General features: G+C 28.1%; 16 protein-coding genes. 9 read left to right on the top strand and 7 right to left on the bottom strand.

Annotated elements, in window-relative coordinates; translation table 11 throughout:
- Positions 1-73 precede the first annotated feature (73 nt).
- The 3 genes from L21TH_RS10050 to L21TH_RS10040 form a co-directional block, all read right to left on the bottom strand.
- Entirely contained in the window at positions 74-1,051 is a 978-nt protein-coding gene (locus tag L21TH_RS10050; protein ID WP_006315288.1) for a CgeB family protein, read from the bottom strand.
- Between the two features lie 133 nt (positions 1,052-1,184).
- Positions 1,185-2,447 carry a nucleotide sugar dehydrogenase gene (locus tag L21TH_RS10045; protein WP_006315287.1) on the bottom strand — a complete coding sequence of 421 codons (1,263 nt, stop codon included), beginning with the start codon at positions 2,445-2,447 and terminating at the stop codon, positions 1,185-1,187.
- Between the two features lie 110 nt (positions 2,448-2,557).
- Positions 2,558-3,631: an NAD-dependent epimerase/dehydratase family protein gene (locus L21TH_RS10040; protein WP_205617984.1), complete on the bottom strand. Its 1,074-nt coding sequence runs from the start codon at positions 3,629-3,631 to the stop codon at positions 2,558-2,560.
- Between the two features lie 98 nt (positions 3,632-3,729).
- Between L21TH_RS10040 and L21TH_RS10035 the strand changes: the two genes are divergently transcribed.
- Together L21TH_RS10035 and L21TH_RS10030 are read left to right on the top strand one after the other, a co-directional pair.
- Positions 3,730-4,521 carry a polysaccharide deacetylase WbmS family protein gene (locus L21TH_RS10035; protein WP_006315284.1) on the top strand — a complete coding sequence of 264 codons (792 nt, stop codon included), beginning with the start codon at positions 3,730-3,732 and terminating at the stop codon, positions 4,519-4,521.
- A 13-nt stretch (positions 4,522-4,534) separates the two neighbouring features.
- On the top strand, positions 4,535-5,257 hold the full coding sequence (locus L21TH_RS10030) for an acyltransferase (protein WP_006315283.1): 723 nt from the start codon (positions 4,535-4,537) through the stop codon (positions 5,255-5,257).
- Positions 5,258-5,285: 28 nt separating this feature from the next.
- On the opposite strand, the gene L21TH_RS10025 is transcribed toward L21TH_RS10030, so the two are convergent.
- Together L21TH_RS10025 and L21TH_RS10020 are read right to left on the bottom strand one after the other, a co-directional pair.
- A complete protein-coding gene (locus tag L21TH_RS10025; RefSeq protein WP_006315282.1) occupies positions 5,286-7,196 on the bottom strand; it encodes a glycosyltransferase family protein in 1,911 nt (636 codons plus the stop codon).
- A gap of 74 nt (positions 7,197-7,270) precedes the next feature.
- Entirely contained in the window at positions 7,271-8,128 is an 858-nt protein-coding gene (locus L21TH_RS10020; RefSeq protein ID WP_006315281.1) for a glycosyltransferase family 2 protein, read from the bottom strand.
- A gap of 211 nt (positions 8,129-8,339) precedes the next feature.
- Between L21TH_RS10020 and L21TH_RS10015 the strand changes: the two genes are divergently transcribed.
- A complete protein-coding gene (locus tag L21TH_RS10015) occupies positions 8,340-8,636 on the top strand; it encodes a putative Se/S carrier protein (protein ID WP_006315280.1) in 297 nt (98 codons plus the stop codon).
- Here the strand turns inward: L21TH_RS10015 and L21TH_RS10010 are convergent.
- Positions 8,629-10,116 (bottom strand): coiled-coil domain-containing protein, encoded by a 1,488-nt coding sequence (locus tag L21TH_RS10010; RefSeq protein ID WP_155848356.1) that lies wholly within the window; start codon positions 10,114-10,116, stop codon positions 8,629-8,631. The genes L21TH_RS10015 and L21TH_RS10010 overlap by 8 nt on opposite strands.
- 231 nt (positions 10,117-10,347) lie before the next feature.
- Between L21TH_RS10010 and L21TH_RS10005 the strand changes: the two genes are divergently transcribed.
- On the top strand, positions 10,348-10,992 hold the full coding sequence (locus L21TH_RS10005) for a hypothetical protein (RefSeq protein WP_006315275.1): 645 nt from the start codon (positions 10,348-10,350) through the stop codon (positions 10,990-10,992).
- 48 nt (positions 10,993-11,040) lie between these two features.
- Here L21TH_RS10005 and L21TH_RS10000 read toward each other — a convergent pair whose 3' ends face one another.
- Complete coding sequence (locus L21TH_RS10000) at positions 11,041-11,847, bottom strand: CAP domain-containing protein (protein ID WP_155848355.1); 807 nt, start codon at positions 11,845-11,847, stop codon at positions 11,041-11,043.
- Positions 11,848-12,054: 207 nt separating this feature from the next.
- Between L21TH_RS10000 and L21TH_RS09995 the strand changes: the two genes are divergently transcribed.
- The 5 genes from L21TH_RS09995 (at position 12,055) to L21TH_RS09975 (ending at position 16,002) form a co-directional block, all read left to right on the top strand.
- Positions 12,055-12,474, top strand: coding sequence for an RrF2 family transcriptional regulator (locus L21TH_RS09995; protein WP_034429884.1), 420 nt, complete (start codon positions 12,055-12,057; stop codon positions 12,472-12,474).
- A gap of 71 nt (positions 12,475-12,545) precedes the next feature.
- Positions 12,546-13,706 (top strand): cysteine desulfurase NifS, encoded by a 1,161-nt coding sequence (gene nifS / locus L21TH_RS09990; protein ID WP_034429883.1) that lies wholly within the window; start codon positions 12,546-12,548, stop codon positions 13,704-13,706.
- Positions 13,706-14,155: a Fe-S cluster assembly scaffold protein NifU gene (gene nifU, locus L21TH_RS09985; protein WP_006315256.1), complete on the top strand. Its 450-nt coding sequence runs from the start codon at positions 13,706-13,708 to the stop codon at positions 14,153-14,155. Before nifS ends, nifU begins: the two co-directional genes overlap by 1 nt.
- A gap of 113 nt (positions 14,156-14,268) precedes the next feature.
- Positions 14,269-15,351: a tRNA 2-thiouridine(34) synthase MnmA gene (gene mnmA / locus L21TH_RS09980; protein WP_006315254.1), complete on the top strand. Its 1,083-nt coding sequence runs from the start codon at positions 14,269-14,271 to the stop codon at positions 15,349-15,351.
- A 114-nt stretch (positions 15,352-15,465) separates the two neighbouring features.
- The gene (locus L21TH_RS09975) at positions 15,466-16,002 is read left to right on the top strand and encodes a PRC-barrel domain-containing protein (protein WP_034429882.1); all 537 of its coding nucleotides are present in this window, start codon (positions 15,466-15,468) and stop codon (positions 16,000-16,002) included.
- Position 16,003: the final 1 nt, after the last annotated feature.

Raw genomic sequence — 16,003 nt, 5'->3', positions numbered from 1 at the left:
TTACTTCTTACTTTACATTCTTTATTTATTTTTATAATAACATCATTATTACGCAATGATATTCACCTCAATATTATATATTTTTTAACTTTTCAATAATAAATTTTAATCTATGTTTGTAAGTGTGTTTAGAAAACACTTCATTCTGACCTTTAATTGACAACTTTTCCCTAAATCGTTCATCATTTAATAATTTATATAAATATCTATCTGTTTCTTCGAAAGAATTAGATAACAAGACAATATCTTTAAAAGTATTCTCTATACCTATGGAATAACTACTAATTACACAAGTTCCACATGCTAGCAACTCAAAAATTCTTCTAGAAAACATAGTTGGACTATTGTCAACTGAATTCACATTTAAAAATATAGGATATTTTTTATAGAGTTCTATGATTTCATTGTATGATTTTCTACCCTTAATATATGGTTGATATTCATCTGGAAATCTAAAGAAGTTATTATTACTATTATGAAATCTATCGTATATGTGCAAGTCGTATTTAAAAGCAGGTTTTAATATAATCTCCATGTTTTCATTTCGATTACCATGTCCTCTATTATACCATGAACCAGCAAATGCAACGCTCCCTAGTATTTCATTATTCCTTCCAATAGGATTGTGTATACGAGGCTGACAAGCAAAAGGTAAAACATAAATCCTATTGTGACTTAAGATTTCTTTATATAAAGGGATGCAATTGACATCTGTAGTAAAAACATAATCAAATAATTTGGCTGCTTCAATAAACCTATAAAAATTCTCTGGGTCTTCTTTGTTCCAGAATACTGTGGGGATATTTCTTTTTTTACAAAATGAAACTATTTGTTTAAGAGTTGAATCTTTGTTTTTATGAAGATCAAAAACTTTTCCACGCCAATTGCCGTAAATTCCTTCCCATGCAGATTCTACAAATAAGATATCTGAATTAGTTTTATTTATTGTATCTTCCCAGTCATAGCATTTTAAATGTATTAAATTACATTCATATTTAAAGCATTCATGACTAAATTTATCTAAAATGGAAACAATTTTTAAATTATTCAATAAGGAAACACTCTCCTTTATCTCAGTTCCTAGTTTAATATATGTAAAGTAAGTTAATATTGACAAGACTAAACAGCGTTACGAATAAAAGCAGGGAATTGATTATTAATCAATTCCCTTTCTAGAAAATAAATTAGTTTTTAAAATATAAATTACCAAAATTAATAAGTTGTATTTCGTTACTTAAAGTTTCTTCATCAATTATGTGTTTTGTATCAAAAATGATAGGACTATTCATATATTTAGCTATTTTTTCATAATTTAAGAATTTAAATTCATCATGGTCAGCTAATATTAAAAGGATATCTGCATCTTTAATAGCAGTGTTAAGTGAAACTACATTATATTCATTTTCTTTAATTAAAGGGTCGTATGCATTTACTTCATAGCCTTTTTTTCTTAAAATATTACTTATTTTTATAGCAGGACTTTCTCTTAAGTCATTTACATTTCCTTTGTATGTGATACCAAAAACAGCGACTTTAGGATTAGAGTTATTCTTTAATAAATTATCAACCTGTTTAACCACATAGTCTGGCATACTATTATTTATTTCTCTACTTAATGAAATGATTTGTGACTCATTTGGAGCTTTTTCTATAATAAAATATGGGTCCACTGCTAAGCAGTGTCCACCAACACCGGGACCTGGATTTAGTATAGATACCCTCGGGTGCATATTTGCAAAATTAATTACGTCATAAACGTTAATATTAAGAGTATTACATACTTTAGTAATTTCATTGGAAAAGGCTATATTAACATCTCGGTAGGTATTTTCTACAAGCTTTGTCATTTCAGCAGTTTTAGCATCTGTTATAAAAATATCACCTTTTACAAAGGTATTATAAACTTCTTTTGCTTTTAATCCACATTTTTCGGTACAACCTCCAACAATTCTATTATTATAAATAAGTTCTTCAATAATGTGTCCAGGGAGTACTCTTTCAGGACAATAGGCTAAAAATATGTCTTTTCCTATTTCAAAACTTTCATTTTCAATTATTGGTTTTACAATATCTTCTGTAGTTCCTGGTGGGATTGTAGACTCAATAATTATTGTATTACCCTTTTGTAAATAGGGTAATATTGATTTAGTCGCTTCAACAACATAGCTTAAGTTACATCTAAATTCATTGTTTATAGGGGTAGGGACAGCAATAATAAATACGTCGGCTTCTCTTGGTGTAGTTTTAGCAATTAATCGCTCATTAACAATCACTTCTTGTAAAAGCCAATTAATGTTAGCTTCATTAATATGAGCTTTACCTTTATTTATATAACTTACTATTTTTTCATTAATATCAACGCCAGTTACTTTCCAACCACTAAAGGCTAATAAAACTGAAGTTGGTAAACCGATGTAACCTAAACCTATAACGCATATTTTTTTCATAATATATCTCCTTTCTTTTAAAATAGCTTTGTCTTTCACTTAATAATATGAAACTAATAAAAATGTGTGAAAAAACCCTATAGAGTTTTTCTATAGGGAATAAAAAGGTTTTATTTATTTGGTAAATCTGTTGATCTAATGATTTTATCCCAGTTTTGTTTAAACCAAATAACAGTTTTATTAAGACCTTGTTCCAAGGTTGTGGTAGGGTTAAAATACAGCAATTCTTTAGCTTTTGTTGAAGAAGATAATACACGTAATTTATTATCCCATGGTCGTCTTGGTAAGATTTTAACTCCTGAATTGTTGCCAGTAATCTTATTTATTGTTTCAGCAAGATGCATTATTTTTACTTCCCTTCCGGTACCTAAATTAAAAACTTCACCAATTGCTTGTTTATAATATGCCATTCGTAGTAAACCATCTACAATGTCCTCTACATAGGTGAAATCTCTTGTTTCTTCTCCAGTACCTGTAATAGGTAAACTTTTACCTTGTAGTGCCCAGTAAAAGAAGTTAGCAATTACATTTCTATTTCTACCTGGTATTTCTCCAGGACCATAGGAATTGAAAAATCTCGCTATAGTTATGGGCAATTCATTATGGTGATAATAAAAATTACAGTATAATTCACCTAACAATTTTGTAATTTGATAAGGTGTTCTGAAATGATAGTTTTTTTGGCCTTCGTTATACGGCATCTTTCCATTACTAGGATAGATAGAACTAGAAGAAGAGTATACAAACCTTTCTAGGTTATTATATACTGAAGAATACTCAAGTAACTTAAGAGTGCCTAATCCATTTGTATCTAAGTCTTTTTCAGGATAGTTAATTGAGTTTGGATTTGCAAAAAAAGCTGCTAGGTGAAATATTATATCTGGTTTTTCATAAAAGATACGCTTAAGGTCGATATCATTTGTTATGTCACCTTCTATGAAAAGTAAATTTTTATTTTCTGTGGGTAAATTCCAAAGAAAACCTGAACTCAAATTATCAATTACAATTACATACGCCTTAAGTTGCAGGAGTTTTTTTACTAGTACATTACCAATTGTACCAGCTCCACCAGTAATAAGAACTCTTTTGCCTTTTAAATAACTAAGATAATCTAACATAATTTTTTCATCCCTTTCAGTTATACATAAACTTTTTACTATATATAAATATGATAAATTATACAAATTGACATCACTATGTTGATAAACAAAAGTAACTGGAAAATTAAAATTCCATATTATGTACTAGGTATCTTTTAACTGACATAAAAGGTGGAGTTTATATGGTGAAAAAAAGTAGAATTAGAGAAATAGCTTTGAACGTATATAGAGACAGGGGTGTCTATGTATTAACATTAGATGTAGATTGGGCTTCTGAAGATGCTTTGAAATACTGTTATAATACTTTAAATGAATTTGATATTCCAATGACTTTTTTTATAACACACAAAAGTAAATTTATATCACAACTTTTGAAGGAAAATAAAATTGAAGCAGGAATACATCCAAATTTTGCAAAAGGTAGTAGTCACGGTAGTACCCATGATGAAGTAATAGAGTATTGTTTAAAGCTACTACCAAAGGCTGAAGTATTTAGATGTCATAGATATTATGATGTAAATGATATAACTGATAAGTTTTTTAAATTAGGATTCAAATATGATTCTAATTTATGTACTCTATTAGAAAATGTACCACCATTTGTTCACAGGTCTGGTTTAATAAGATTTCCTGTTTTTTTTGAAGATGGAGCATATCTATATCACAATATGAACTTAAACTTTAAAGAAGTAAAAGAAAAACATTTTGCTCAACCAGGAATTAAAGTAATAAACTTACATCCTATGCACATAGCTTTGAATACTCCTGATTTTAGTTATATGCGGTCAATAAAGGACAACTTAACAAGAAGTGAGTGGAACAACTTAACTGAAAAACAGTTAGAAGAATTGTCCTACAATGGTTGTGGTATAAGAACTTTTGTATTAGAGTTATTCGAGTTTATAAAAAAGAATAATATTGAAACATATACTTTAAAAGAGATATATCAAAGAATTAATAAAGAAAATATATGAAAGGAGAGTTAAAGTGAAAAATTCAACATACAGCATTGGAGAAAATTGCAAAATAAAAGAGAGCGTAAAAATAGGTGATTATTGTGAAATAGGGGATTATTGTGAAATAGGGGAGAATGTGGTTATTCATAATAATGTAACCATATATGATAATACAGTTATCGGAGACAATACTGAAATATTTGAGAATGCTGTGATAGGAAGACCACCAAAATCTGCTGGCAATTTAGTTCATAGAATAGATAAAAATTATGATAAACTTATTATTGGAAAAAATTGCGTGATTGGTGCTAACGTAGTTTTATATGCAGGTATTGAGTTAGGAAATAATGTCCTATTAGGTGATTGCTGCTCAATAAGAGAGAATTGTAAAATAGGTAATTATTCATTAATAGCTAGACATGTTACTGTTAATCACAGTACTGTAGTTGGCAATAAAACAAAGGTAATGGATGAAACCCATTTGACTTCCCATATGGTAATAGAAGACGAGGTTTTTGTAAGTGTAGGAGTTATAACTGTAAGTGATAATAAGATGAGATTAAGTGGAAAACAAGTAGGAAAGGGAGCTGGCCCTTATATTGAAAAAGGAAGTAGAATAGGAGCAAATGCTACTTTACTTCCTGAGATAAGAATTGGTGAAAATTCAATAGTTGGAGCAGGGGCAGTTGTTACAAAGGATGTACCAAAGGGTAAATTGGTTATGGGTATACCAGCAAGAGTGATTGAAAGATAAAATGGGCAGCTATTTGCTGCCCATTTTTTTAAACTGTTACATATTTTTTATAGTCATCGGTCACAGCTATTACTTTACACCAGCTAAGGAAATCTCTTTCTTTAATTTTCCACGTGTGGTCTTCTAAATTTTCTCTTCTTCCAACGACATGATTAAATCTATCACAGGAATAAATTTTAAAGCCATACTTATTACAATCATCTATAAATTTATTATCTTCTGAACCATCATATATATTTGTTGCAAATCTAATTTTTTCATAAACTTCTCTTTTGAAAACAAAAGTTGAACCAGCAACATATTTTACAAAGCTATTCTCCTTATTGCGTATTAAAGCTAGTTTTTTACTACCTTCAAAATATACATAAAATCTTTGCTTACCTACTAAGTCAGCTCCAGAGTAGTCAAAAGCCATTACTATATCGCTTAAATAGTTTGGTCCATAATAATTGTCATCATCAAATTTTGCTATATATTTATATTGTGACCTATCTATACCATAATTCAAACAGTACCCAATTGTCTTAGATTCATCGACCTGATATATTTTAACATTAGGGTAATTTTTAGCTTTTTCTTTCCATTTGTTTATATCCATCGAGTTTTTATTTAAAATCACTATTAGTTCTTTTTTATCATAGGTTTGCATTGCATAATTTTCAAATACATTATCCATGAAATGGTCACGCATAGTAGATGTGATTATTGAAACACCAGGTTTATTTTTTTGAACATATTTTATTCCTAATTTATTACATATAGTTTCTAGTCTATGCCTTACTGTATGTTTACTATACACTTCTCTTAACCCCTGTAGTGCCAGTTTATCTCTTAAATCCTTATTGTTTAATAGTGTATTTAAATGATATTTAGTTTCCTGTTCAGATGTACTTAGCTTAACAACATTAGGGAAGAATTTTTCTATTCCTGAATTGTAGCTACTTACTATGTTTATACCACAACCTAATAATTCAAAGATTCTTTGTGAAAACATAGTTGGACTATCTGATATAAAGTTTACATTAAGGGCTAAATTATATTTTTTATACTTTTCTATCATTTCAAGATAAGGCAGAGCAGGTTTTATACATGGTTTATAAATGTCAGGATATTCAAAAAAACTGTCATCAATATTGTAGCCTCTATCATATATATCGAGGCCATATTTAATTGCTGGTTTAAGGATAATTTCCATATCTTTAATTCTAGAGGGCTGATTATTATACCATGTGCCTGCAAAAACTACATTACCTATTTTATTTTTATCCTTATTAATAGGATTGTGGATTCTAGGCTGTATAGCAAAAGGAAGAAGATATATATTTTCATGTTTAACAATTTCTTTATATCTAGGTATACTATTTAAATCTGTTGCAAATATAAAATCAAATAATTTAGCTGCTTCAATAAATTCTTTAAAAAATAGAGGGTCTTCTGTATTCCAGAATACAGTAGGTATGTTATAGCTATTACAGTATTTTATCAATGAGTTTAAATGTTTATTATTAGTATTATTCACAAATACTACTTTATTAGCCCACTGACCATTATTACCACGCCAAGCTGATTGCACTAATAAGATATCAGGTTTTTCTTTTGATATAACTTCTTGCCAATTATTAATTGGTAAAGGAATAAGGTTACAATCATATTTGAACCAGTGATAATAAAATTCATCCATTATGCAAGCAACTTTTATATTCATATTATTTTCAGATTCTATATTTATGTCAGATGTATTTATGAAATGAGTATCATTTTTTTTCCATCTTTTATAATTACGCTCCATATTCTTTTTTATTAATGCATCAATACACTTGTTAACTGGTCTTTTAGGAATATTATTTACTTTAGGTTTATAAAGAGATTTTGAGTTTATAGGGATCTTCTTTACTGACTTAGCTTTTGTTATATTGATTTTCACATCTTTTTCTCTCATAATAAACACCTCAATATTGGATAATATTACCTGTTAAGTATATATGAAAATATAATTATTTAGTGAATATAAACTTAACTTAATTGACATTTAGTTTTATAGTCATTAACTTTTCCTATAATTCTGCATAGCTTTTTGTAATAATTATCAGAAATTCCCCAGGTGTGATTACCTTGGTTTCCATGTCTAATATACACATGATTGAATCTATTATGGGAGTATATTTTTATTCCATTTTTATAGCAATCTTTACAGAATTGTACGTCTTCGCCTAAGTTTTTATCTGCAAATTTTACTTTATCAAACACTTCTTTTTTTATTATTAGAGTAGGACCTTCGACTCTAAAAACATATCTATTTTCTTTTTTCGGATTTCTTATAGCAAGCGTTTTATCTTTTTTAAAGTAGACATAGGATGTTGACTTTCCAATTACATCAGCATCAGTATAATTAAATGCTTTAAGTGAGTCAGATAGATACTTAGGTGCATAATAATCGTCATCATCAAATTTAGCAATTACATTGTATTTTGCTTTTTCAACTGCAAAATTTAAACATTCACCTAAGGTTATTTTCTCTTCAAGTTTATATACCTTTACATTATTAAATTCTTTAGCTTTATCAATGTAAACTTTTATATCCATTCTATTATTATTTAAAATAATTATTAACTCTTTTGGTGTGTAAACCTGAGATTTAAAGTTATTGAAGATGTTGTTAATATTTTCTGCTCTTTTAGTACATGTGATAATAGACACTCCAGTGATAATAAATGGTTTTCTTTTAGTGTTTAAGGCCTTTGGATTAATTAGAGTAGACTTGTTTATAGGGTTTTGAGTTGGTTTATATTTATGAACAATTACATTGTTTTTTATATAGGATTCAAAGTTTGAATTTTTATTAATTTTTATAATTTCTTCATAGTAATCCAATGTGATTTTCCTCCCTGTAATAGGTAATATATAGTATTTAATGTTATTTTATAGTATGATTTAAAAGGGATAGTTGTTATAGTTATAATAAAAAAGAGCTATCCAACAATGATTTTGAAAATCGTTGTGAGATAGCTTTTTTAAAACTATATGTAACATTTTAAGTAACAAGTTAATATAATGATTATAAGCTTTGTGAGGGGGGATTTCATTGAATAATAATTATTTTAGCAACTCCAAATATTATATAGCTTCTTTTAAATCTAAAAATTATGCAGTTCAATTATATTATTTACTAGAAAGGAAAGGCTATAAGAGATTTAAGCTTATATCAACTCCATGTCGTTTAAAACCTGGTTGTGATTATGCTTTAAAATTTAGAGATTTAAGTGATTTAAAATATGCAAAAAATGTAGATAAAAATTTCATAAATCGCGTTGATGCTATTTACTTCGTAGAAAAGAAAGATGGTAAAACAACATATAAAAAGGTAAATAGTGCTATTTAAATATATTTAAAATCCTTTCTAATATGTTAGATTTGTTAGAATTAGAAATTATATCTTTAATTTCGGATATTTGTGATTGTATTTCGCTAATCTGTGAATCATTAAGGTTGTTTTTTTCTTTGATGGCTTCTAGAGTTTCTGTAAATTCTTTACTTTCTTCTTTGTATTTTTCTATTAAAAGTTCTAAATTTTCAAGTTGCTTTATTATTTTGTTAAAATCATTTTTCTTCAAAACTATTTTTTCATCTAGTTCCTTTACATTTTTATAAATATTTTCTTCAATATTGTTTTTCGTTTCAGATTCTCTTTTTGCTTTAGAAAGCATAGAGTCAATGTTTAAATTATTTTTAGAAACAAAGGATTTAATCCCCTGCTCTTTAAAATCATTTGAACTTGATGGTTGTCTATTAGAATTATCTAAATTAATTTTAATAGTGTTAGTATGTGATATTGTATGTTTGTTGGGTAAAATATCTGTTCTATTAGTAGAATCTAGTCTAGTTTTATTATTCATTGATGAAAGATTATTGAGACTATGATTAGATGATTTAACAGATTTCATTAATAAATTAGTTCCATATAATATAATATTTTCTTTAAAATCTCCATATATATGATTAATTTTAGAATTTAATTTCTCTACATTATAGTTACTTCCGTATTCTATAAAGGTTATATCATCTATTGATATATTGTTAATTGACTCATCAATGTGCCAAGTAGCACCATAATTATCTGATATTAAACTGTTTAGTTGGTTATTAGCTTTATATTGAATCTTTAAATTATTATTTGATTCAAAAACTAAAGGAAATGTACATTTTGATGAAATAGAAGGTAATTTTATGTTCTTCCAGTTATTCTTATAGTTTTTACTTGATGGTAATTGTTTATATTGTAGTTTAATCTTTTCATGGTCTAAAATACTCCAAACAACATGTACAGTGTTACGTCTATCTATAAACATATAGGGATGAATGTTATCAGCTGATAAGTCAGATATTTTTTTTGGAGCAGGCATCCATCTCTTTAAAAAGCTACTGAAGGAAGTATAGTATATGTGCTGAATACCTTTATACATATTGCTATATATGAGATGTATGTTATCAAATTTATCATAATCTATGAAAAAAGGACTCATAAATTTACCTGGTGTTATACTAATAATATTTTTCTTTTCCCATTTATCTTTATAACCGACGATATGTACAATAGTCCATATTTGTGAGTTTATTAGATTTGAATAAGAGTAAAAGATGTGGATAGAGTTTTTTACAAATTTAACTGTCAAATATTTATAGTGGTTTGATTTAACATTTAGTTTTGTTAAAGTATTTTTTAACCATTTTCCATTAACATAAATATAATATTGTAAGTCACCTTTTTTAGTAATGCATAATAAATGAAATCTGTCGTTTTTATCTATATCTATTGAAAAATCCATTATATTGTTTTCAATTAATGTAGTCGTTTCAATCAAAGTACCCTTATTATCATAATGGTTATAAACGACAGATCTATTGTTAGAAAAATAAAAGTTATAGAATTCGTTATTTGATGTCCTTAAAAGGTAATTCTGGCGAAAATATAGAGCCATAATGTACACCTCACAAAAATAAATTTAAAAAACTATGCACCAAACATTCTATACTTCATAATATGAAAGTAAAGATAATTTTATTAAAGATTAAATGAAAAAGGAGGAAAATATATGAATAATAGTTTTGATCCTAGCCCTGGCGACCCAATAATGGAGCAAGATTTAAATTATATAACTGAAAATGTATGTATTATAACTGATAAAGTATATGCTCATTGTCAACAAAGAGAATGTTTTCCAGATGTTGAAGTTGACCTTGAAGGTAAAAAGTTTGAGAGTATTAAGTTTAAGCCAGGATTTATTGTACCAAATACTTTAGTCGTGACTGAATTAACTAATAGACCTAACTTTAAAAGAGTAAGATTTACACTTAGAATACCTTACGAAATAACTACTAAGGAAGGAAGTGTAATTGAGGGGTTCTTACCTGATATACTTAAAGACATAGTATTGTTTATACCAGATGATGTTAGAGATGAATTTGATTTTAGAATCGTAGTAGAAACTAGTTCAAAAGTATTGGATGGTGTAATTGAAAGTGATGGAACAATTAATTTTGCAGTTGGTGTATTTATTATAGTCAAAGTTGTAGGAAGAGTACAATTATTAATACCAGCATACGGATTCTGTCCAGAACCACCTGAATGTGAAGAGTTTAGTCCAGATGGAGATATATGTGAGAGATTCTTTGAGTATGAACCATTCCCTGATTTCTTCCCACCTCAATTCGAAGATATTTATCCAGATGTAGATTAGAGTTAAAAAAGAGGTGATTAAAACCACCTCTCTTTTTTTATCTCTTTTTTATCTTTTTTGAATGAATACTTCAGTGTAATAGTTTCCTACAATTCCTATACCTACATGAGTAAACTTTGGGTTTAATATATTTTTTCTATGTCCATCAGAATTCATAAAACCACTGTGAGCTCGATAAACGCTATATGTTCTGCCGATATTTTCTCCAAATGAATAATATCTAATTCCTTCTTTTCTGATAAGGCTAGATGTGTTTCCGAAAGTAGGTGAGGTATGAGAAAAATAGCTATTGTGGTACATATCTTGAGATTTAATTTCAGCTATTTTAAAAAGTTTTTCTTCTATTTTTAAAGGCTTTAAACCAGCTTTAATTCTTTCCTCGTTTATCATTTCATATAATTTCTTTTCATTTTCAGATATATTATTTTCAGTATAATTTTCTGTATTTAAACTTTTTTCGTTAGTTGTATTATTGGTTTTGTTTATAGTAACAGCTTTAGTTGACTTTGGAAGAATATGGTAGTTGTAACCATAGTTATAATTATAAGGGTCATATATTTTTACATTACTATAAGAATCAGACGTAGAAACAGAAGTTGTTGATGTAGTGTTATTATAAGATTTATTTGTGCTTTCATTTGATTGAGCTAGGTTGTTTTGCGTTGTGTTATAAGATTTTGTAGTGGGTGAGGTATAAGGTTTTGTTTTATTATAACTGTTTATATTGTATCCATATGAATTATAATAATTATTATTGTCTATAACTATATCAGCTAAAACAATATTAAATGATGATAATAAGACGAAAAATGTTACCAATAATCCGATTATTTTTTTCTTATTCAGAAAAATCACTCCTTTAACAAAAAATATACACAATTAAATTATACGACAGAATATTACAGTATTGTAATAAAACATAATGGTGTTATTACATATTTATGGAATTTTAAATTAGATGAAATTTTAATTTAATTTGAATGTTGACAAGATTACTCGGGTATATTATACTTAAATATGAATTCCAAGTGAAATAGTAGGGATTATATGAGAGGTGATTTAATGCGCTTATCAACGAAGGGACGATACGGATTAAAGGCAATGTTTGAACTGGCTTTACATTATGGAGAAGGTCCAATCCCTTTAAACAATATAGCAGAAAGTCAAAATATTTCTGAGCATTATTTAGAGCAATTGATAGCTACTTTAAGAAGAAAAGGTTTAGTAAAAAGCGTAAGAGGAGCACAAGGTGGTTATATGTTAGCCAGAGCACCTGAAGAAATAACAGTTGGAGAAGTAATAAGACCACTAGAAGGAAGTATTGCTCCATCTGAGTGTGTTATAGATGACGAAACAGTTAGTTGTGATAAAGAAGATGTATGTGTAACAAAAACAGTTTGGAAACGTATACGCGATAGTATTAATGAAGTAATAGATTCGATAACTTTACAAGATATGATTGATGACCATAGAAATATATAGAATTAATAGTTAATAGATATAATTAATTGTTTTGCTTTTAGGAGGCGATTTCTTTGAATAATATTATTTACATGGATAATGCAGCTACAACTCCAGTTAAAAAAGAAGTATTAGATGCAATGTTACCTTACTTTACAGAGAAATACGGAAATCCATCAAGTATATATAATCTAGGTTTAAAATCAAGAAAAGCTATAAGTGAAGCTAGACAAAAAGTTGCTAATTGTATAGGAGCTAATGAAAATGAAATATACTTTACAAGCGGAGGTTCTGAAGCAGATAATTGGGCTATTAAAGGTGTAGCATATGCTAATAAAAATAAAGGAAATCATATAATTACTAGTAAAATAGAACATCATGCAGTATTGCATACTTGTGAGTACCTAGAGAAAAACGGTTTCGAGGTAACTTATTTAGATGTTGACGAATATGGGATGATTAATTTAGAAGAATTAAAGGAAGCTATAACTGATAAAACAATTCTTATTACAATTATGTTTGCAAATAATGAAATAGGTACTATTCAACCAATTAAAGAAATAGGGAAAATAGCTAAAGAACACGGAGTTTATTTCCATACTGATGCTGTTCAAGCTATAGGTAATGTAGAGATAGATGTTGATGAGCTTAATATAGATTTACTTTCTATGTCTGCTCATAAAATATATGGCCCCAAAGGTGTGGGTGCATTATATATAAGAAGAGGAGTAAAAACTCATAGATATGTTCATGGTGGAGCGCAAGAAAGAAATAGAAGAGCAGGTACTGAAAATGTACCTGGAATAGTTGGATTTGGAAAAGCAATAGAATTAGCGTATGAGAATCTAGAAGAACACAATAAAAAGTTAATAAGACTAAGAGATAAGCTTATAAATGAAGTTACAGAAAAAATAAACTATGTTAGATTAAATGGACATCCTGAAAAAAGGTTACCAGGTAATGTAAATTTTGCATTCGAGTTTATAGAAGGAGAATCGTTGCTATTAAGTTTAGATATGGAAGGAATACAAGCATCTAGTGGTTCAGCTTGTACTTCAGGTTCATTAGATCCATCACATGTATTATTAGCTATAGGGTTACCACACGAGATAGCCCATGGTTCTTTAAGATTATCTTTAGGTGATTTTAACACTGAAGAAGAAGTAGATTATGTCGTTGAAAAATTAATTGGAATAGTTGATAGATTAAGACAAATGTCACCATTATATGAGAATGTAAAGGAGGAGAAATAATGTATTCAGAAAAAGTAATGGACCATTTTAGAAATCCAAGAAATGTTGGAGAGATAAAAGATGCTGATGGAATTGGAGAAGTTGGAAACCCACAATGTGGAGATATTATGAAAATGTATTTAAAGATAGAGGACAATGTAATAGTAGATGTGAAGTTTAAGACCTTCGGTTGCGGCTCAGCTATTGCTTCTTCAAGTATGGCTACAGAAATGATTAAAGGTAAAACAATTGAAGAAGCTATGAAGGTTACAAACAAAGCAGTTACAGAAGCATTAGATGGACTACCACCTGTTAAAATGCATTGTTCTGTATTAGCTGAACAAGCGATTAAAGCAGCTTTACTTGATTATTCTAAGAAAAACAACGTTAAAATAGAAGGGTTAGAAGATTTTGACCCTAATGAAGACCCGCATGAGCACGAACATGGACATGAAGAATTCGCTGAATAAGCTACTGAAAACAGTAGCTTATTTAGTTATTTGTTATAAAAATATAATTAAGTAGAAAAAATATTAATGATACCAAAGAAAAATATTACAACCAAATAATTTGAGGTGAAAAAATGGATAAAAACAAAGTAGTAATAGGAATGAGTGGTGGAGTAGATAGTTCTGTTGCAGCATATTTACTAAAAAAGCAGGGTTATGAAGTAATAGGAGTTACAATGGAGATTTATGAAGAGAAAAATGCTAAAAATGATGTACAGGAAATTAGCTCAGTAGTAAGTGACGCAAAAAAAGTTGCTGAAAAGTTGAATATTCCCCACTATGTAGTTGATTTAAAAGATATTTTTAAAGAAAAAGTGATTGACTATTTCTTACATGAATATGGAAGGGGTAGAACACCCAACCCTTGTATACAGTGCAATAAACATGTTAAATTTAAAGCATTAATGCAAAAAGCCTTTGATTTAGGTGCATACTATTTAGCTACAGGTCATTATGCTAACGTGATTTATGATAAAGATGTAGATAGATATTTAATAAAAAAGTCAGAAGCTGATAAAAAAGACCAAACTTACATGTTATATAATTTAACTCAAGAACAATTAAAACATGTTTTAATGCCATTAGGAAATTTTGAAGATAAAGAAAAAGTCAGAGAGATTGCAAGTGAACTAGGATTAAGTGTTGCAAATAAAGAAGAGAGTCAAGAAATATGTTTTATTGAGGATGATGATTATATTAGGTTTATAAAGGAAAATGCATCATATAAAATTAAGCCAGGGCATTTTATTGATACAGAAGGAAATATATTAGGAAAACACAAAGGGATTACAAATTATACTATAGGACAACGTAAAGGGCTAGGATTAGCACTTGGGAAACCTGTTTATGTAATAGATATTTTACCTGAAGAAAATGTAGTAGTTGTTGGCGATGCTGAAAAAGTATTTGGTAAAGAATTGATAGCTGAAGATATTAATTTTATATCAATGTCAAATTTAGAAGAGCCAATGGAAGTGAAAGCTAAGATTAGGTATAATTTTAAAGAACAACCAGCTACTATATATCCAATAGAAAAAGATAAAGTTAAGGTTGTATTTGAAAAACCAGTTAGAGCTATTACGCCAGGGCAGGCTGTAGTATTTTATAAAGATGATATTTTAGTGGGCGGTGGAACTATTGTAAGAAAAGTACGTTAATAGTAATATTAAGCACTATATAATAATGAATTATAATTTGAAATTAACTTATATAAAAATTTAAATATAGAAATAATAATAGTATAAAATGATATAATAGAGAGGGTTTATATAGTGCTAAAGGGAAGCGAAATGTTAGGAGTTCCTGTTATAAGTAAAAAAGAAGGCGAAAAAATTGCTGAAGTAGAGAAACTAATATATAATTACAAAAAGTTTAGAGTTAATGCAATTTTATTAAATGGAAAGGGATTATTTAAAGAACCACAAATAGTTAGATTTAAAAATATAGAAGCTATAGGTAAAGATGCTATTGTTTTAAAAGATAAAAAATATATTGACAAAGCTAGTGCAATTCCTGAAATTGAAGAATCCATTTCGGCTCAAAATAGTATAATAGAAAAAGAAATAATTACAGAAGATGGTGAAAGTTTAGGATATATACAAGATGTTATAATTGAACCTGAAAAGGGAAAAATATTAGGGTTTGTATTAACAGAAGGTTTAATTCAGGATATATTAGATGGAAGAAGTATATTTCCCTATAGAAAAGGTATAAAGTTTGGTAATGATGCTCTAATTATAACAAGTAAAATGAAGGAAGATTACATTAAAAACAAGAAAGAGTACAAAAAAATACTAGAATTAGAGTGAT

Origin of the sequence: Caldisalinibacter kiritimatiensis (genome assembly GCF_000387765.1) — a bacterium.
GTDB lineage: Bacteria > Bacillota > Clostridia > Tissierellales > Caldisalinibacteraceae > Caldisalinibacter > Caldisalinibacter kiritimatiensis.
Note: the sequence above shows the minus strand (reverse complement) of the source record. Positions and strands in the feature narration are given on the sequence as shown.